Below are 18682 nucleotides of genomic sequence, written 5' to 3'. Positions count from 1 at the left end.
TCGCCAGGGTTGCATGTTTAGACGCCAAATCGGCTACTGAGCAACCCAGCAAGGAATTCCGATGAACACTGACCTCATGGTCAATGGGCAAGCGCAGCGCCTTGACGCAGATCCGAGAACCACGCTGCTCGATGCCCTCCGTAATTATCTGCATCTGATGGGCACGAAAAAAGGCTGCGATCATGGCCAGTGCGGTGCGTGCACGGTTCTGGTCAACGGGCGGCGCATCAATTCATGCCTCACCCTTGCCTGCATGCATGACGGCGACGAGATCGTGACGATCGAGGGCATCGGCGGCCCCGACGATCTGTCCGCCTTGCAGCAGGCCTTCATCGCGCATGACGGTTTCCAGTGCGGCTACTGCACGCCGGGGCAAATCTGTTCGGCGACCGCGATGCTGGACGAGATTGCCGCCGGCTGGGCAAGTCATGCGACCAAGAATGTGGCATCGTTGCCGGGGTTGACGGTCGAGGAAATTTCCGAACGGATGAGCGGCAATCTGTGCCGCTGCTCGGCCTACCCCAACATCATCGACGCCATTCTTGAGGTTGCGGCCGGAAAGGAACAGTCATGACGCCTTTCGCCTATTCCCGTGCGGCCACGCCCTCGGAGGCGACGGGGCTTGGCCGTGACGGTGCGAGCTTCATCGCGGGCGGCACCAACCTGCTCGATCTGATGAAGTTGGAAATCATCACGCCCGATCGGTTGGTCGATATCAGCCGGCTCGATCTCGCCGCCATTTCCGAAACGCCCGAGGGCGGCCTGCGGATCGGGGCTATGGTGCGCAACAGCGATCTCGCCGCCGACCGAAAAGTCTGCGACTCCTATCCCGTCCTGGCGGAAGCGCTGCTGGCCGGGGCCAGCGCGCAGCTGCGCAACAAGGCCACCACCGGCGGCAACCTGCTGCAGCGCACGCGCTGCTATTATTTTTACGATACGGCGATGCCGTGCAACAAGCGCGCGCCGGGCAGCGGCTGCCAGGCCATCGGCGGGGCCACGCGGCTCCATGCGATCTTCGGCGCCAGCGTGCACTGCATCGCCACCCATCCCAGCGACATGGCCGTCGCGCTGCGCGCGCTAGACGCCGAGGTGGAAGTCGAAGCGCCGGAGGGGGCAATCCGCCGGCTGCCGCTGTCACAGTTCTATGTGCTGCCGGGGGATACGCCGCATATCGAAACGGTGCTCGCGCCGGGCGATCTCATCACCGCCGTCATCCTGCCACCGCCGCAGGGCGGCCGGCAAACCTACCGCAAGGTGCGCGACCGGGCTTCCTACGCCTTTGCCCTGGTGTCGGTGGCCGGCGTGGTCGCCCTGAAGGAAGGGCGGATCGCGCATGCCTCTCTCGCCTTCGGCGGCGTCGCGCCGCAGCCCTGGCGCAACGAGACGGTGGAATCGATGCTGCACGACCGGCAGCCTTCCGCCGGCCTCTTCGCGCAAGCGGCGGACGCCTTGCTGGCCGATGCCCGGCCGCAAAAGGACAATGCCTTCAAGATTTCCCTGCTGCGCCGCACGCTCATAGCCGTGCTCAACGAACTGACGGACGCTGACCAATGACCAGCCATATCAAGATGGACGAGCGGGTCGAGCGCGACCGGCTCGCCGAGATGGTGCAAGCCGTAATCGGCAAGCCGCTGGACCGTCCGGAAGGCGCGTTGAAAGTTTCCGGCGCCGCGCCCTACGCCATGGACCGACTGCCGGCGAACGCCTGTCACGGCGTCCTGGTACGCGCCACGGTTTCGAACGGCACGCTGCGCGACATGGATGTCGATGCGGTTCAGGCCCTGCCGGGCATCCGCGCAATCATTGCCGATGACCGGCTGCTGCGGAATCCGGCGCAAGGCATGGCCGGCGAAGCGCCCATCCAGGGCCCGAAGGACATCGCCTATTTCGGCCAGCCCATTGCCCTGGTCGTGGCCGAGACCTTCGAACAGGCGCGCCATGGCGCGCAGGCGCTGAAGCTGCGCTTCGAGGCGGATGGGACGGCCATCGTGGCGCCGGATGACCCGAAGGCCGACATCGAGACGCCGGAGGATGAGCAGGATTCCACCGGCGACCTCGACGCGGCGATGCAGACCGCGCGCCATACCGTCGATGCGCACTATACGACCCCCGGCCATGTCAGCGCTGCAATGGAGCCGCACGCCTCCATCGCCGAATGGAACGGCGACCGGCTTACCTTGTATGGCAGCTACCAGATGCTGCGATTCAACCGGGCGGAGCTGGCCGACGCGCTCGGCATCGAGGAGAAGCAGGTGCGCATTCTCGCCCCCTATGTCGGCGGCGGCTTCGGCTCCAAGCTCGGCATCGGGCCCGAAGCGGTGGCGGCCGCTCTCGCCGCCAAGGCGCTGGGCGTGCCCGTGGCGGTGGCGATGTCGCGGCAGCAAGTGTTCGAATCGGTGATGCGCCGTTCCGAAACCGATCAGCACATCCGGCTGGCCGCCGATGAGCAGGGACGCCTGATCGGCATCGGGCATGAGGCTCTCGTCTCGAACCTGCCTGGCGAGGAATTTTCCGAACCGGTTACGCAGGCGACGCCGTTTCTCTATCAGGGCGATCATCGCGTCATTGGCCACCGCATCGCTCGGGTGCACCGCACATGCGCCGGGTCGGTGCGCGCGCCAGGGGAGGCGGTCGGCCTCACCGCGCTCGAAATCGCGCTGGACGAACTTGCCGCCGCCTCGGGCATCGATCCGGTAAAGCTGAGGCTGATCAACATCCCGCAGAAGGACCCGTCGCAGGATATTCCCTTCTCCTCGCATATGTTGGCCGAGGCGCTGGAGGAGGGGGCAAAGCGCTTCGACTGGGACCGCCGCCGCAGCGAGCCGGGGGCGGTACGTGACGGCGAATGGCTAATCGGTATGGGCATGGCGTCTGCGGCCCGCGTGAACATGCTGATCGAATCGAAGGCGCGCGTGACGCTGAACGCCAACGGCACCGGGACGGTCGAGACTGACATGACCGACATCGGCACCGGCACCTATACGGTGTTGAGCCAGATTGCCGGCGAGATGCTGGGGCTGCCGATGGACAGCGTCGAGACATTGCTGGGCGATACGGCGTACCCGCCGGCGTCCGGGTCGGGCGGATCATTCGGTGCCGCCTCGAACGGCACAGCCGTCCTGCTGGCCTGCGAGGAGATTCGTCAGCAGCTCTGCGAGAGACTGGATTGTGATATGCAGGGTCTGACGTTGAAGGATGGCCACGCTATCGTCGGCAATCGCCGGATTGCCCTGCCGGAGATACTGGATGGCAGCCGCCTTGTCGGCGAGGGGCATGTCGAGCCGGGCAAGGCCGAGGAGACGGTGCGGCAGGCGACCTATGGCAGCTATTTCGCCGAGGTCGCGGTTAATGCGATCACCGGCGAGACCCGGCTGCGCCGGATGCTCGGCGTCTTTGCCGCTGGCCGCATCCTCAACCCGAAGACAGCACGCTCGCAATGCCTGGGCGGCATGACGTTCGGCATCGGCATGGCGTTGACGGAGGAGCTCATCCACGACCCGCGCGACGGCCATATCGTCAATCGCGATTTCGCGGAATACCATCTGCCCGTGAACGCCGACGTGCCGCAGATCGACGTCGTCCTGCTCGACGAGCGGGACGCCTGGGCCAACCCGCTCCAGGCCAAGGGTATCGGCGAGTTGGGCATCTGCGGCGCGGCCGCCTCCATCGTCAATGCGATCTATAACGCGACCGGTATCCGCATCCGAGATCTGCCCGCGACGTTGGACAAGATTATCGACGGGCTGCAAAGCCGCACGGATTAATCACAGCTCGGAAGCAGGGAAAGGCCTCTATGTTTGATGCGACGAAAACATCCGATTGGTGGAAAGGCGCTGTCATCTATCAGGTGTATCCTCGCAGCTATCAGGACACGACCGGGAATGGCGTGGGAGATCTGCGGGGCATTGCCCAAAGACTGGAGCATATCGCCGCTCTTGGTGCGGATGCGGTGTGGATATCACCCTTCGTGCGTTCCCCGATGCTGGATTTCGGGTACGATGTGGCCGACTACCAGTCCGTTGATCCGCTGTTCGGCACGCTGGAGGATTTTCGGGCCCTACTCGACAAGGCTCACGGGCTTGGCTTGCGCGTGATCATGGATCAGGTGCTGTCGCACACGTCGGATCAGCACGCTTGGTTTATCGAGAGCCGCGAGACGCGCAGCAACCCTAAAGCCGACTGGTATGTATGGGCGGATGCCAGGCCCGACGGCACGCCTCCGACAAACTGGCTCTCCGTCTTCGGCGGATCCTCATGGCAATGGGAGCCGAGGCGCGGCCAATACTACCTCCACAACTTTCTGCGCCAGATGCCCGATTTGAACTACCATTGTCCGGCGGTTCAGGAGGCAATCCTCGACACATGCCGTTTCTGGCTGGATCTGGGCGTTGACGGTTTCCGGCTGGACGTATGCACCTTCTACGCCCATGACCCGAAGCTCCGCAATAACCCGCCAAATCCCGAAATCCCGGACGGCGAGGCATTTCGCTTCAATCCCTATTCACAACAGTTGCACATGCATGACATCGGGCAACCAGAAACGATTGCTTTTCTCGAACGTCTGCGAGCTCTCTGTGACAGCTATGGTGACCGGGCGCTCCTCGGCGAGTTGCACGAAAGCAATGCCGTGCGCGTCCATCGAGAATACACAGCCGTGAAGCGTCTGCAGCTGGCCTACGGTTACTGGCTACTGGGCGCGCATGAGATCACTCCGCCCATGCTGCGCCGTGTCGCTGGCGATCTAGGGCATTCGGAGGATAGCGGCTGGCCTTGCTGGGCGCTGGACAATCACGATTTCTCCCGGGCCATCACGCGCCTCGGCGCGGAGGATCGGCCGGAGGCCGTGACCATCATCCTGGCGGCACTCACTTGCCTGCGCGGCGCGACCTGCCTCTATCAGGGCAGCGAACTCGGTCTGCCCCAGGCAGATTTGCCCCGCGAGTCGATCATTGACCCTTATGGCCGCGAATTCTGGCCCGCCTACAAGGGACGCGATGGATCGCGCACGCCGATGCCTTGGGAAGAAGATCGCCCCAATGCAGGATTTTCGGAAGCGGATCCCTGGCTGCCAGTGCCTTCCAGTCATCGTGAATTAGCCATTAATCGGCAGGTTGGCCTCCCTGGCTCGACCTTCAACCGCCTGCGGCAATTCCTGAACTGGCGCAAGCATATTCCGGCTCTACGTGACGGCGGCATGGAGTTCCTGGAAACCTCATCGAACATTCTCGCTTTTCGCCGCGATTCCGAGAAAGGCAGCGTAACATGCGCGTTCAACTTCGGCGCCACCGAGGAGGTGATGCGGCTGCCGGATGTCGAAACCGGTAAAATGCTTGAGGGGCACGGATTCGCGGCGGTTCAGAAAGGCGACGACATTCATCTTCCGCCCTTCGGCGCCTTCTTCTCCGTGAGGGAGGCGGCATGACACTGCAATCCATGCCTTTGGATTCTCCGAATGAAGCCCTTTGCCAGGATTGGTGGCGCAGCGCGATTATCTACCAAGTCTATATCCGCAGCTTCCGCGATACGAATGGCAACGGCATCGGCGACCTGAAGGGCGTGATCGAAGGGCTGGACTACATAGCGTCTCTTGGCGTCGATGGTGTTTGGATTTCGCCCTTCTATAAATCACCGCAGAAGGATTTTGGCTATGACATTGCCGATTTTCGGGTAATCGATCCCCTGTTCGGCACGATGGAAGATTTTATGACGCTGCTTGATGCGGCGCATAAGCGCGGATTGAAACTACTTCTCGATTTCATCCCCTGCCATACATCTACAGAACACCCCTGGTTTCTGGAGAGCCGCCAGAGCCGCGATAACCCCAAGGCCGACTGGTATGTCTGGGCTGAGAAATCCCCCGACGGAACTGCGCCCAACAATTGGCTTTCTTCGTTCGGCGGCACAGCCTGGGAATGGGAGCCACAGCGGGCACAGTATTTTTACCACCCGTTCCTCCCTACGCAGCCCGCTCTCAACCTGCATAATGACGAGGTCTTGGAGCATCTCCTCAACGAGATGCGCTTTTGGACCGATATAGGCGTTGACGGATTTCGGATCGATGCGGCGCAATGCCTGACCTGGGATCGCGATTTGCGTTCCAACCCCCCCATAGGCAAAGGCGATCCGGATGCGCTGATCGGCGGCGGGCCGACAAATCCTTTCGCCTCCCAGAAGCATATTTTCGACCGGCATGCCGAGGGAAGCGACCGGGTGCTTTCGCGCTTCCGTGATTTTGCGGACGAGGTAGGCTGTGTTCTCATTGGGGAGATCGCCGATATCGACACGATCGCGTCAGTGCCGGATTTTACTCAGAACGGCCGACGCCTTCATGCGGCCTATGATTTTGCGCTGATCAATTGCCATCCCGAAGTGGATACGATCACTGCGCAGTTGATCAGGCGTGAAAATCAGCTTGGCGACGGTTGGCTCTACAACGTCTTCACCAACCACGATTCCATTCGCGCCGTCAGCAATTTGACGCATTTCGCCGTGGAGCGTTTTCGCCCCGAGGCAGCAAAGCTGCTTCTCTTCATGCAGATGACATTGAAGGGAGGTTGCATCGTATACCAGGGCGAGGAACTGGGGTTACCGCACCCAAATCTGAACTATGACGATATCGTCGATCCTTGGGCTAAGGCTTTCTGGCCAACCTTCAAGGGGCGAGACGGCGCGCGGACCCCTTTTCCCTGGGCTGACCGGCCGCATGGAGGATTCACCACCGGCAAGCCTTGGCTCCGATTTCCTGACGAGCATCGTGCTCTCAATGCGGAGGAGCAAGGGCGGGATGATGAGTCGGTTCTTTCCTTTTTCCGTGCTTTTACTCTCTGGCGTAAGCAGCAACCGGTGCTGCAATTCGGGTCAGAGGCGATGTCACGCGCCGAACGTGCGCCCGTCATTACGTGGCGGCGGATTTATGCCGGGCAAGAGCGGCGAGTGATTGTCAATTTCAGCACGGACAACGCCTTCTTGCCGCTCGAACCCGAATGGAAGCCGATGAAGGCACCTGGTTGTGTCAAGGCCCGAACGGCCCATGGACTGGAGCTCGGCCCCCTTCAATTCGCTGTTATGGAGAGCAAGCCTGATATAGGGAATCGATAGCTTACGTGTTCCTGTCCCATATCCAGCGGCCTCCGCCATGGAAAGCAGGCCGCCAACTATGTGGGTGGGCTCTACAAAAGAGGTCGACTGTCGAGCGCGGTGCTCTTAGCAAACAACGGAACAAAATCAGCTTTTGACGTTTCCAAAGGAGATAGACGAGAATTTTGCATCTAGAAAGGGCTGAGCCAATGTCCCTATCGGCGATCATTGATCGACGCACTAGGCTGGCGCTGCTTCTCATCCTGTTTCTCGCGGGGTGTGGTGATTCGGCGGAACTGCCCGAGGAGCAAACGGTAGGGCAGAATCCGACCCTGCCGCCACCCGCGACCTCGCTGATTCCCACCGTGAACATCGCGCCGGCCAAGCGCTGGGCCGAGGACCAGCAGCCGCAGCCGGCGGCGGGCCTCGCCGTCACCGCCTTCGCGCGCGACCTCGACCATCCGCGCTGGCTGCACGTGCTGCCCAACGGCGACGTGCTGGTGGCCGAGAGCAACGCGCCGGAGCGGCCGGAGCGCAAGGGCGTGCGCACCTTCATCATGAACAAGGTCATGGCCAGGGCAGGCGCCGGAGTGCCCAGCGCCGACCGCATCACCCTACTGCGCGACGCCGACGGCGACGGGGTGGCGGAGCTGCGCACCGAGTTCCTGACCGGCCTGAACTCGCCCTTCGGCATGGCGCTGGTCGGCGACCGGCTCTATGTCGCCAACACCGACGCGGTGGTGCGCTTCCCCTACAGCGAGGGGCAGACGCGCATCGACGGGGAGGGCGAGAAGGTGGTCGACCTGCCGGCCGGGCCACTGAACCACCATTGGACCAAGGGGCTGCTCGCCAGTCCGGACGGCGCGCGCCTCTACGCCTCGGTCGGCTCCAACAGCAACGCGGCGGAGAACGGCATCGAGCAGGAGGAGCGGCGGGCGGCGATCCTGGAGATCGACGTCGCCAGCGGCGAGTCGCGGGTCTTCGCCGCCGGCCTGCGCAATCCCATCGGCATGGGCTGGAACCCGGCGACCGGCGAGCTGTGGACCGTGGTGAACGAGCGCGACGAGCTGGGCAGCGACCTGGTGCCGGACTATCTCACCTCGGTGCGGGAGGGCGGCTTCTACGGCTGGCCCTACAGCTATTTCGGCCAGAATCTCGACGAGCGGGTGGAGCCGCAGCGCCCGGAGCTGGTCGCCCAGGCCATCGTGCCGGACTATGCGCTGGGCAATCACGTCGCCCCGCTGGGCATGAGCTTCGCGAAGGAGAACGGCCTGCCGGAGCAGTTCGCCGACGGCGTGTTCGTCGGGCTGCACGGCTCCTGGAACCGCCGGCCGCACAGCGGCTACAAGGTGATCTTCGTGCCCTTCCAGGACGGCAAGCCGGCCGGCCAGCCGCTGGACGTGCTGACCGGCTTCCTGTCGCAGGACGGGGAGGCGCTGGGCCGGCCGGTCGGTGTCGAGAGCGACGGGGCCGGCGGGCTGCTGGTCGCCGACGATGTCGGCAACGTCGTCTGGCGCGTCGACTCGGGATCGCCACCGCAACGCAATGAGTAGCGGAACATTGCATGGCGTCACCTGTTGCCTACTTATGAATTGACCGCAATCAAGGAGCCTGATCATGTGGAAGAAGCCGCGCATCGTCGAAATCTGCATCGGCATGGAGATTAACGGCTACCTCTCGGCCACGCTCTGAGCCGGCGGGCGCGGGTCGCCCGACTTTCATGCATGTACTGATCCTGGGGGCGGCGGCCGGCGGCGGGTTTCCGCAATGGAACTGCCGCTGTCCGAATTGCCGCCTCTATTGGGCCGGCGACCCGCGCGCCCGTGCACGTAGCCAGGCTAGCGCCGCCTTTTCCCTGGATGGGGAGAAATGGCTGGTCCTGGGGGCATCGCCCGACATACGACAGCAAATTCTGGATAATCCGGCGCTGCATCCGCGCGGCGCGGACCGGCACACACCGATTGCCGCCATCGGCCTGCTGAATGGCGATATCGACCATGTCGGCGGGCTGCTGACCTTGCGCGAGCGTCAAGCTTTAGAGTTGATCGGCACGCAGACCACACAGGAAGCGCTGGCCGCCAGCCCGATCTTTTCCGCCTTGAACCCGGATTTCGTCCTGCGCCGCGCCGTGGCGCTGGAGGAGAGCGTGGAAACCGCCGCCGGCCTCATGCTTCGGCTGTTCGCTGTGCCCGGCAAAGTGCCGCTGTGGCAGGAAGGCCAGGATGTGGAGATCGGCGGGCTGGGCGAGGCCACGGTCGGCGCGCTGATCGAGGGCGGCGGGCGGCGGGCCTACTACATTCCGTCCTGCGCCGCTGCCACCGAGGCGCTGCTGGCGGAGCTGGACGGGGCCGACCTACTGCTGTTCGACGGCACCTGCTGGGAGGATGACGAGATGATCCGGCTGGGTCTCGGCCCGAAAACGGCGCACCGCATGGGGCATCTCTCGATGAACGGGCCGCAGGGCGCCATCGTCGGTCTGGCCTCGGCGCGGATCGGCCAGCGCGTCTTCATCCATATCAACAATTCGAACCCGGTGCTGATCGACGGCGCGCCGGAGCGCGGCGTGGCGGAAGCCGCCGGCTGGCGCATCGCCGAGGACGGCATGGAGATAGAGCTGTGAGCGAGTTGCCGACCCCTGACCAGTTGGAAGTCCGGCTGCGCCGGGTGGGGGCGGAGCGGTATCACCATCTGCACCCGTTCCATCACCTGCTGCATACCGGCAAGCTGAACAAGCCGCAGGTGCAGGCCTGGGCGCTGAACCGCTATTACTACCAGTCGCAGATACCGCGCAAGGACGCCGCCGTGCTGGGCCAGATGGACGATGCCGCCCTGCGGCGCGAATGGCGCGAGCGCATCATCGACCATGATGGCGATGCGGAAGGCGAGGGCGGCATCCTGCGCTGGCTGAAGCTGGCGACCGGCCTCGGCCTTGATGCCGATTACGTGCGCTCGACCAAAGGCATCCTGCCGGGCACCCGCTTCGCCGTGGACGCCTATGTGAATTTCTGCCGCAGCAAGCCGCTGCTGGAGGCCGTCGCCTCCTCGCTGACCGAGATGTTCTCGCCCGACATTATCGGCCAGCGCGTCGCCGGCATGTTGCAGCATTACGATTTCGTCTCGCCGGAGATCCTCGCCTATTTCAACAAGCGCCCGGTGCAGGCCAAGCGCGATTCCGACTTCGCGCTGGACTATGTGAAGACCCATGCTCGGACCGTGGCGGACCAGCAGGCGGTGATCGCGGCGCTGGAATTCAAATGCGGCGTGCTGTGGTCGCAGCTCGACGCGCTGCATTTCGCCTATGTCGAACCCGGCCATGTGCCGCCCGGCGCGTGGAAGCCGGAGGCATGATCGCACCCGACGCCAAGCCCCGGATGCTGCGCGGCGTGCGGCTGCGCGAGGATCCGGCGCGCGGCATGCTCCTTCTGGGGCCGGAGCGGATTTATGAGCTGGACGTGATTGCCGCCACCATCCTGCAGCGCTGCACCGGGGAGGTGGATTTTGCGGCGATGATCGACGGTCTGGCCGCCGATTTCTCCGCCGACCGGGCCGAGGTGGAAGCCGACGTGACCGAATTGCTGCTCGCCCTGCGCGACAAGCAGCTGCTGGCGCTGTAGCCATGACCCTGCCGGGCCCCATCGGCCTGCTGGCGGAGCTGACCTATCGCTGTCCGCTGGCCTGCCCTTATTGCTCCAACCCGCTGGCGCTGGCGGCCGGGGCGGCGGAGCTGGACACGGTCGAATGGACGCGGGTACTCCACGAGGCGGCCGAGCTAGGCGTGTTGCAGGTGCATCTCTCCGGCGGCGAGCCGGCGGCCCGGCGCGATCTGGAGCAGATTGTGCGCGCGGCGGCCGGGGCGGGACTGTACACCAACCTCATCACCTCCGGCATCGGCCTTACCGAGGCGCGTCTGACGGCGCTGACCGAGGCCGGGCTGGACCATGTGCAGCTGTCGATTCAGGATACCGACGCGGATGTCGCCGACCGCATCGCTGGCTATTGCGGCGCATCGGAACGCAAGCGTCGCTTCGCCGGCTGGGTGGTGGCGAGCGGCTTGCCGCTGACGATCAACGCCGTGATCCACCGCGCCAATATCGCGCATTGCGGAGAGATCGTGGATGAGGCGGTGGCCTTGGGCGCGCGCCGGGTGGAGATCGCCCATACGCAATATTACGGCTGGGCGGCGGCGAACCGTGCGGCGCTGCTGCCGGACCGCGCCGCTGTCGACCGGGCATTGGCCGATGTGGAGGCGGCGCGGGCGCGACATCGCGGGCGCATTGTCGTCGATACGGTGGCACCGGACTGGCATGCCCGTTTCCCCAAGCCTTGCATGGGCGGCTGGGGTGCGCGCATCGTCAATATTACGCCGCATGGCAAGGCGCTGCCCTGCCATGCGGCGGAGAGTATCCCTGGCCTGGAATTCTGGACCGTGCGCGAGTATTCGCTGGCCGATATCTGGGCCTACTCGCCGGCCTTCAATGCCTTCCGGGGCACAGGCTGGATGCCGGAACCCTGTCAGTCCTGTGAGCGCCGCGATATCGACTTCGGCGGCTGCCGCTGCCAGGCCTCCGTGCTGGCCGGCGACGCTGCTGCGACCGACCCAATCTGCGAGCGTTCCCCACACCATTCGTTGCTTCTGGCGATGCTCGAAACTGCGCCGGACGGCCTTCCAGCGTATCTTTATCGTGAGCGCTAGGTAGCGCGATCATTGAATGTTTCTAGCATCTTGATGATTTCGATAATTGTAGGTTAATAGGTATGGTGTTTGCCGGTTTCCGGGGGTAACAGCCCTATCGGCTTATGATTTTGGAAATTCCACACTTGGTTCTGTTTGTATATTGGAGGACCGTGCCATGGTGGTGGATGCAACAGAACGCCGTTTCACTGAACATGCGGCACATCGTCTTGCGGCTATAGTTGAATCCTCCTTGGATGCCATTCTCGCCAAGGATTTAAATGGCATCATTACCGATTGGAATCAGGGCGCCGAAAGACTATTCGGTTATTCAGCTACAGAGGCGATCGGGAAATCGGTCACTATGCTCATTCCGGGCGATCGACATAACGAGGAACCGGTGATTCTCGCGAAGATACGTCGAGGCGAGCGGGTAGAGCCTTACGAAACCGTGCGTCAGCGAAAAGACGGCTCTTTGGTGGATATTTCACTGACCGTCTCGCCAATAATAAATGAGGCTGGCATAGTCGTGGGTGCGTCAAAAATAGCCCGCGACATCACAGAGCAAAAGCGCGCTCTCGAACGCCAGCGATTGCTTCTTGAAGAGATGAATCACCGCATCAAGAATCTTTTCACACTCGCGAGCAGTGTGGTGATGCTCAGTTCTCGTGTGGCGCAATCTCCAGTCGAGTTGGCTCGTGATGTGCAGGGGAGATTGCAAGCTCTCGCCAATGCGCACGCTCTAACTTTACCGTATTCGGAACAAGATAGAATAGAACCACACGGCGTCAGCTCTTTCCATGAACTACTTAGGAGAATTCTCCTTCCCTACGGACAAAGCGGTCCTTCGTTTCCGTTTTCCATTGAGGGAGATGACATATCTATCTCTGAAGCCCACCTCAGCACCCTTGCGCTGGTGTTGCACGAATTGGCCACCAACGCAGCCAAATATGGCGCGTTATCGGTCGAAGGTGGTCATATTTCGATTCTTTGTACGTCTGATGAAAGTCGCTTCCACGTCTCTTGGGAAGAGAAGGGAGGCCCTCCCATAACAAAGGCTCCGAAAAGCACAGGGTTTGGAACTTATTTGGCGGAGATGGCCATCAAAGGACAGTTACGGGGCGAAGTGGCGCGCGAATGGCGAGTTGAAGGGCTTAGAACAATATTTTCTATCGCGCGAAATTAAGAAAATTTTTGTATCGTGCAATCTTACCTAAAATTGATCAGGTAATACCGACCTTCATGGTCTTCGGTGAAACCGACTCGAGTAGTTGCAGAGGGGCAGGGAGCTGGGTCTTTCCGTGTGACGTGTTCCCTTGAATATACCTCATTTTGAGGTTGAGGCCGGCGCAACGGAGAAGGTGGACATGACCTGATGGGATGGCCGGCCCCGCGTGCTGCTGCTCAGCGCCGGCAACATCAACGACATCACCATGGCCCATGCCCTGATCGAGGCCGCAGGGCCGTTCCGAAAGCTGCTGGCGGATCGCGGCTATGATGCCGATCACCTCCGCAAACGTCTGGCCGAGCGCAGCGCTGAGGCTGTCATACCGACCACCACATCGCGAAAACAACCCATCCCGTACGATGTCGACGCCTACCGCCAACGAAACACCGTCGAACGACTCTGGGCGAGACTCAAGGACTATCGCCGGGTCGCCACCCGATACGACAAGCTCGCAGCAAACTACCTCGCCGGCGTACTCATCGCCGCAACCGTCTGCTATTGGGCCAAATGAGTCCTGACTTAATCTCGGAGCGCCAAGAGGCAGGGGGGACGTGATGGCTTCAAAAAGGATAGTCCCCGGTCGAGGGCTGGGCACGCGCTGCTCAAGCGGGATAACCCCGAACTGAGATGATTGATCCGCTTAAGTATTGGAATTATTGAGATAATAGGGGAATATTTTCCCTCTCGCGCCATCCCAGGAGACGGGTGAGCCGCCCCCTCAGGGCAATCAGCGGGTCTTTGCCATAAGTTTGCCGTCCGTTCTGCAGACTGGATCCAGCGAGGGAGCTTCTCTCGCGCCGCTTCGGCAGGGTGCCGGGCGGGGCATTCCAGCAGCCGGCGCGGCCGGCACAGGAGAAGACGATGTTGACTGACAATGGCAATCAGGTCGAGCTGCCCGAGATTCTGGCCTATAGCGTCGCCAGCGCGGCCCGGGCGCTCGGAGTGAGCAAGTCGCTGATCCACGGCTTGATCCGTGAGGGTGATCTTCCCGCGATCAAGGTGGGACGCCGGACGCTCATCCTGGCGACCGAGATCGAGAAGAGGTTGGCCTAGCCGAAGGCCCTGTCCGGACAGTTGATCCGGCTCTTCCTTGCAGGGGCGGGGGGATTCCTCCGCCCCTTTCTTTTGCGCCGGCACTTTCAGGTGATTTGCCTCAAAATCTTCAGCGACCCGTGTTAACCAATAATATCAGTCGGTTGATTTTTCTTCAACTTGACATCCGATGGCAGGGCTCGAAACTAAAGCGGCTCCTAATGTGCGTTGTTCAGGGCCCATATCCCAATTTTTCAAAATTGCATTATGAGCCCTGATTCCGAGCCCGCGGTCCCGTCGTGGCTCTATGGGTGAGGCAGAGGGATGGAAAGACGGCGCGAGGAGGATGAGGAGGAGTGGAAGCTCGGGCGTCTGCATGAGGGCGGCGAGGAGGAGGCTCTGGTCCGCGCCCTGGTGGGCCATGGCCGGGCGTCCCGCGCCCGCCGGACTGGATCGGCGCGGACACGGGAAAACTGGGTCAGCCCTGGGCAGGGACCCGTTCCGACCGCGCCGGGCGGGCTGCGCCGGATCGATGTGAAGGAGGCCATCCGGACCAGCAGGCTGGTGCTGCGCAATGGGCGCCGGCTCACCGAGATGCCCTATTGCCTGACCGTCACGACCGTGAAGGTCAAGCCCGATGGAACGGGCCGCCATCTGGCCGGCCGTCACCAGGCCTATATCGAGCGGATGGTGGTTCACGGCGACGGCCGGGTGGAGCCCGATCCTGCTGAAGAGAGTCTCTGCGCGGCCGGCAACATCGCCGGAGACACGCTGGCCCGTTGCCGCTTCTGGGATGCGGTCGAGGCGCGGGAGGCGCGCAAGACGCCGATGCGCCAGGATGGCGGGCGCAGCTACGACAAGCCGGTGCAGATCCGGATGATCCTGGAGCTGCCCTACGGCCTCGCCGACGAGGCCTATGACGCGATTGCCAGCGAGCTCGTCCGGCGGATCGAGGCGATGACGCCGGACGAATCCCACCAGGAGGGATATCGCCTGCGCTGCCATGCGGTGGTGCATACGCCGCCTGGCAAGGAGCTGACGGGTCCCCATGCGGATGAGCAGGCGCGCAACGTGCATATGCATCTCGTCCTGCATGACCGTCCGGCCCGCCGGGATGCGGACGGCGCCTGGGGCTTCCACAGGCACAAATGCCTGGAGCTTGGCCGCAAGGGCGCCATCGAGCGGACCAAGGCGCTGATGTGCGAGATCATCAACCCGCATATGGCGCGCCACGGGCTTGGCTGGCGGTATCATCCTGGCTCCTTCCGCGACAGCGGTCTGGATTTGGAACCCCTGAGGCGGGTGTCGCCCAGCTATCTGCAGCGGACGACTGAGACGGAAGGCGAGCCGCCGCTCGCGGTGCAGATCAACCGGATGCTGATCGCCGACCGTCAGCAGGAGGTGCGGGCATGGCAGGGCAGGCGGCAGCGCCAGCGGCGCGATGCAAGGGAGAAGGCTGCCCGGCTGAGGGCGCACCAGCGTGCGGAACGGGAAGAACGACACCGCGCCCAGAAATGGGAGAGGGCCGAGCGGCTCGCCGAGGCCTGCAACGCGGTGGTGGTCCCGGCAAGGCCGAAGCACCGGTTCGATTCCTACCAGGATGTGATGGAGCGCATCTATGAGGAAATCACCCAGGCGCCGCCCATTCCGGAGCCGGCATCGGCGCGCCAGATCGCCATCGGCAACGAGCTGATCCAGGAATGCCGCCTCACGCATCTGTGGGGCGATTGGCAGCGCGACCGGGGCACCGCCGGCATCGCCATCCGCCTGCTGATCGAGGGCCGCCGCCAGGTGCCTGAGCGCCAGCGCGAGGCCGCGAAGGAGGCCGAACAGGCCCGTCAGCTGGATGCAGAACGAGCCAGGACGGAGATCGTCGCTCTGCGGCAAGAGCGGGATGAACTGCTGGCGGTGCGCCAGGAGGCCGAGGCCCTCCGGCTTCAACTGGCCGACACCGCCAAGGCTTTGGAGCAGGAAACCCGGAAGGTTGCCGTCCTGAACCGCTTCGCCTCGGAGGTCATCACCCAGGACGTAAGGGTGCTCTCCGCTCTCTGGATCGAGCGTGACCTACCCCCACCGCGCTTGACGGCAGCGGGCAAGATCGATGGGACCGGTGTCCGGGGCCTTTCCCCGGAGGACATCCAGCGCCTCGACCGGCTGCCTCCCCATTATCACGGGCTCATCAAGACGCGGATCGACGAGCATCTGCCCACCAAGCCGGCCCCGTCGCCCCAGCAGGTGCTGGAGACGGAAACCCCTGACAGCCTGATCGCGCAAGGCTACGGGCCAGCCCGGATTCCAAACGAGTATCTGCTGCCCGAGCAGAAGGAGGCGCTGGATAATGTCCGCCGGACGCTCGCGGCCTATGACGACCTGACATTGCTCAGGATCGGCATTGTCACCTGGGCGGTCTGGGCCCAGGCACGGCGCGCCTTCGCCGCCAGCCGGACCGTGGCGAGAATTACCGAAGCGGAGAAACTGAAGAATGGCTACGACGAAATCTTCCGGCTCCTGCGAGCGCGAAACCTGCCCGTCCCATCAGATGCCCGTGCCTCAAGATCTTCGCAGCGGCCGCAGGGCCACGGCGGATACGAGCGGTAGGGGATTTATGGTCTCACCGAGGGGGATGGAGAAAAAGATGGGTGAAATAGAGAGCGTTCAGGAAATAATACGAAAAACAAAGACTTACGAGAAAAACTGGCGGAGGGAGCGGGATTCGAACCCGCGAAGAGCTATTAACCCTTACACACTTTCCAGGCGTGCGCCTTCAACCACTCGGCCATCCCTCCGGCCTGCCGGCAAGCCTGCCGGTTTGGAAGCGCCGCAACCTAGCCGAGACCGGGGGCGGATGCAACGACTGGATCGCCCTTGTTTGACGTTTCCGTGACCCCGCGAAACCGGCAACCGGTTCGTATGCGAAATAACTAATGATTGCGGGATCAATATGTTGCCGTCACACTACCGCTCCCGTCGCGGGGCAATCCTGCTGGGGGCAGGCAAGAATGAGACGTGTGGGCCGCATATTGGGCTGGGTGCTGATCCTGCTGGCGCTGGTCGTGCTGGGCGGGGATGTGCTGGCATCGCTGGATAGCGGCGGCGATTTCATGCCGCGCCCGTTCGGCCAGCTCTGGTTCGATGTGAATGCGGACAGCCTCAACCTCCTTCAGGCGGCAATCCAGCGCCATGTCCATCCGGCGATCTGGGAGCCCGGCATCACCACCATTCTGCTGTTGCCGGCCTTTGTGGTGATCGCCGTGCCCGGCCTTTTGCTGGCGGTGCTGTGCCGGCCCCGGCCGGCGCGCCGCCGCGCGATGTTCTATTAGCCGAACAGCAGCAGGCAGATCGCCACCGCCGCCGCCACGCCGGCCGCGTCGGCCGCCAGGGCCGCCGGGATGGCATGCCGCAGCCGCCTGATCTGCACCGCGCCGAAATACACCGCCAGCACATAGAAGGTCGTCTCGGTGGAGCCCTGGATGGTGGAGACCAGATAGCCGGTATAGTTGTCCGGTCCGACCGCCGGATCATTGATGATCGAGGCCATGATGCCATAGGCGCCGGAGCCCGATAGCGGGCGCAGCAGCGCCATCGGCAGCGCCTCGGCCGGCAGGCCCAGGGGGGCGGTGATCGCGCTCAAGGGCGAGATCAGCAGCTCCAGCGCGCCGCTCGCGCGGAACATGGCGACGGCGACCAGGATCGCCACCAGATAGGGGATGATGCGCACCGCCACCTGGAAGCCGTCCTTGGCGCCCTCCACGAACACCTCGTAGATCTTCACCCCGCGCAGCGCCCCGAAGGACAGGAAGGCGACCATCAGCCCGGGGATGATCCAGGGCGCTATGGTGCGGCCATGCAGGATGGTCAGCGGCACCAGCGCGAACACGCCGCCCAGCACCAGCAGGGAGACCCAGAACGGGTAGGGCGGGGCCTGCGGCTCGCCGACGTCCGGCTGGTCGGTCGGTGTCGCCGTTTCTGTCGTCGCGGCGGACGTATCGGCTGGGCCCATCGGCCAGTAGCGCTGCAGCAGCTTGGCCATCAGGATCGCCACCGTGGTGGAACAGATGGTGGCGAACAGCGTGGTTGGCACAATGCCGGCCGGGTCGGCCGATCCGGCGGCGGCGCGCAGGGCGATCACGCCGGTCGGCAGCAGGGTGACGCTCGACGTGTTGATCGCCAGGAACAGCACCATGGCGTTGGTCGCCGTGCCCTTGTGGGCGTTCAGCTTGTCCAGCTCCTGCATGGCGCGGATGCCGAAGGGGGTGGCGGCGTTGCCCAGCCCCAGCACATTGGCCGAGAGGTTCATGATGATCGCGCCCATCGCCGGATGGTCGGCCGGCACCTCGGGGAACAGCCGCACCATCAGCGGGCGCATCAGCCGGGCGACGATCACCAGCAGGCCGCCGGCCTCCGCCACCTTCATCAGCCCCAGGAACAGCGTCATCACCCCGATCAGCCCGATGGCCAGCGTGACCGAGCCCTCGGCCGCCTTGATCATCGCCTGGCCCAAGGCGTCCATGGGGGCGATATCGCCGCTCGCGCCGGCAAGCTGGTAGAAGGCGGCGACCGCGAAGGCGATCAGCACGATGAAGAGGAATATGCCGTTCACGAAAGGCGTCCTGGTTTTGCCAAAGCCGAAGCCAATCTATACGGTAGACCGGCCTTAGGAATAGCGAGACGGC

At 63.4% G+C, this 18682-nt stretch carries 17 protein-coding genes and 1 tRNA gene; 16 read left to right on the top strand and 2 right to left on the bottom strand.

Features of this window, described 5'->3' with window-relative positions:
* The first annotated feature begins 61 nt into the window (after nucleotides 1–61).
* The 15 genes from AUP43_RS05175 (at nucleotide 62) to AUP43_RS05110 (ending at nucleotide 16607) form a co-directional block, all read left to right on the top strand.
* Nucleotides 62–574, top strand: coding sequence for a 2Fe-2S iron-sulfur cluster-binding protein (locus AUP43_RS05175; RefSeq protein WP_067553459.1), 513 nt, complete (start codon nucleotides 62–64; stop codon nucleotides 572–574).
* Complete coding sequence (locus tag AUP43_RS05170) at nucleotides 571–1554, top strand: FAD binding domain-containing protein (protein WP_067553458.1); 984 nt, start codon at nucleotides 571–573, stop codon at nucleotides 1552–1554. The genes AUP43_RS05175 and AUP43_RS05170 overlap by 4 nt, the downstream gene beginning before the upstream one ends.
* A complete protein-coding gene (locus AUP43_RS05165; RefSeq protein ID WP_067553457.1) occupies nucleotides 1551–3764 on the top strand; it encodes a xanthine dehydrogenase family protein molybdopterin-binding subunit in 2214 nt (737 codons plus the stop codon). Before AUP43_RS05170 ends, AUP43_RS05165 begins: the two co-directional genes overlap by 4 nt.
* A 29-nt stretch (nucleotides 3765–3793) precedes the next feature.
* Nucleotides 3794–5422 carry an alpha-glucosidase family protein gene (locus AUP43_RS05160; protein ID WP_067553456.1) on the top strand — a complete coding sequence of 543 codons (1629 nt, stop codon included), beginning with the start codon at nucleotides 3794–3796 and terminating at the stop codon, nucleotides 5420–5422.
* The gene (locus AUP43_RS05155) at nucleotides 5419–7098 is read left to right on the top strand and encodes an alpha-amylase family glycosyl hydrolase (protein WP_067553455.1); all 1680 of its coding nucleotides are present in this window, start codon (nucleotides 5419–5421) and stop codon (nucleotides 7096–7098) included. Before AUP43_RS05160 ends, AUP43_RS05155 begins: the two co-directional genes overlap by 4 nt.
* A 188-nt stretch (nucleotides 7099–7286) precedes the next feature.
* Nucleotides 7287–8630, top strand: coding sequence for a PQQ-dependent sugar dehydrogenase (locus AUP43_RS05150; RefSeq protein WP_067553450.1), 1344 nt, complete (start codon nucleotides 7287–7289; stop codon nucleotides 8628–8630).
* 64 nt (nucleotides 8631–8694) lie between these two features.
* Nucleotides 8695–8769 (top strand): pyrroloquinoline quinone precursor peptide PqqA, encoded by a 75-nt coding sequence (pqqA, locus tag AUP43_RS19675; RefSeq protein ID WP_084462578.1) that lies wholly within the window; start codon nucleotides 8695–8697, stop codon nucleotides 8767–8769.
* A gap of 28 nt (nucleotides 8770–8797) precedes the next feature.
* Complete coding sequence (pqqB, locus tag AUP43_RS05145; protein WP_067553449.1) at nucleotides 8798–9697, top strand: pyrroloquinoline quinone biosynthesis protein PqqB; 900 nt, start codon at nucleotides 8798–8800, stop codon at nucleotides 9695–9697.
* Nucleotides 9694–10425 carry a pyrroloquinoline-quinone synthase PqqC gene (pqqC, locus tag AUP43_RS05140; protein WP_067553448.1) on the top strand — a complete coding sequence of 244 codons (732 nt, stop codon included), beginning with the start codon at nucleotides 9694–9696 and terminating at the stop codon, nucleotides 10423–10425. The genes pqqB and pqqC overlap by 4 nt, the downstream gene beginning before the upstream one ends.
* Entirely contained in the window at nucleotides 10422–10691 is a 270-nt protein-coding gene (pqqD, locus tag AUP43_RS05135) for a pyrroloquinoline quinone biosynthesis peptide chaperone PqqD (protein ID WP_067553447.1), read from the top strand. Before pqqC ends, pqqD begins: the two co-directional genes overlap by 4 nt.
* Before the next feature lie 2 nt (nucleotides 10692–10693).
* A complete protein-coding gene (pqqE, locus tag AUP43_RS05130; protein ID WP_067553445.1) occupies nucleotides 10694–11770 on the top strand; it encodes a pyrroloquinoline quinone biosynthesis protein PqqE in 1077 nt (358 codons plus the stop codon).
* Nucleotides 11771–11927: 157 nt separating this feature from the next.
* On the top strand, nucleotides 11928–12935 hold the full coding sequence (locus AUP43_RS18570) for a PAS domain S-box protein (RefSeq protein ID WP_084462575.1): 1008 nt from the start codon (nucleotides 11928–11930) through the stop codon (nucleotides 12933–12935).
* 208 nt (nucleotides 12936–13143) lie between these two features.
* Nucleotides 13144–13488: an IS5 family transposase gene (locus AUP43_RS05120; protein ID WP_084462574.1), complete on the top strand. Its 345-nt coding sequence runs from the start codon at nucleotides 13144–13146 to the stop codon at nucleotides 13486–13488.
* Nucleotides 13489–13838: 350 nt separating this feature from the next.
* Nucleotides 13839–14030 carry a helix-turn-helix domain-containing protein gene (locus tag AUP43_RS05115; protein ID WP_067553443.1) on the top strand — a complete coding sequence of 64 codons (192 nt, stop codon included), beginning with the start codon at nucleotides 13839–13841 and terminating at the stop codon, nucleotides 14028–14030.
* Between the two features lie 303 nt (nucleotides 14031–14333).
* The gene (locus AUP43_RS05110) at nucleotides 14334–16607 is read left to right on the top strand and encodes a hypothetical protein (RefSeq protein ID WP_067553442.1); all 2274 of its coding nucleotides are present in this window, start codon (nucleotides 14334–14336) and stop codon (nucleotides 16605–16607) included.
* A gap of 97 nt (nucleotides 16608–16704) precedes the next feature.
* On the opposite strand, the gene AUP43_RS05105 is transcribed toward AUP43_RS05110, so the two are convergent.
* Nucleotides 16705–16795: transfer RNA gene (locus tag AUP43_RS05105), tRNA-Ser, on the bottom strand.
* A gap of 213 nt (nucleotides 16796–17008) precedes the next feature.
* On the opposite strand from AUP43_RS05105, the gene AUP43_RS05100 reads away from it, so the two are divergent.
* On the top strand, nucleotides 17009–17329 hold the full coding sequence (locus tag AUP43_RS05100; protein WP_067553441.1) for a hypothetical protein: 321 nt from the start codon (nucleotides 17009–17011) through the stop codon (nucleotides 17327–17329).
* Here the strand turns inward: AUP43_RS05100 and AUP43_RS05095 are convergent.
* Nucleotides 17326–18609: a nucleoside recognition domain-containing protein gene (locus AUP43_RS05095; RefSeq protein WP_067553437.1), complete on the bottom strand. Its 1284-nt coding sequence runs from the start codon at nucleotides 18607–18609 to the stop codon at nucleotides 17326–17328. The genes AUP43_RS05100 and AUP43_RS05095 overlap by 4 nt on opposite strands.
* Nucleotides 18610–18682: the final 73 nt, after the last annotated feature.

This window comes from Oceanibaculum pacificum (assembly GCF_001618175.1).
In the GTDB taxonomy this organism is placed as follows: Bacteria; Pseudomonadota; Alphaproteobacteria; order Oceanibaculales; family Oceanibaculaceae; genus Oceanibaculum; species Oceanibaculum pacificum.
This window is presented reverse-complemented; position numbering and strand designations above follow the sequence as displayed.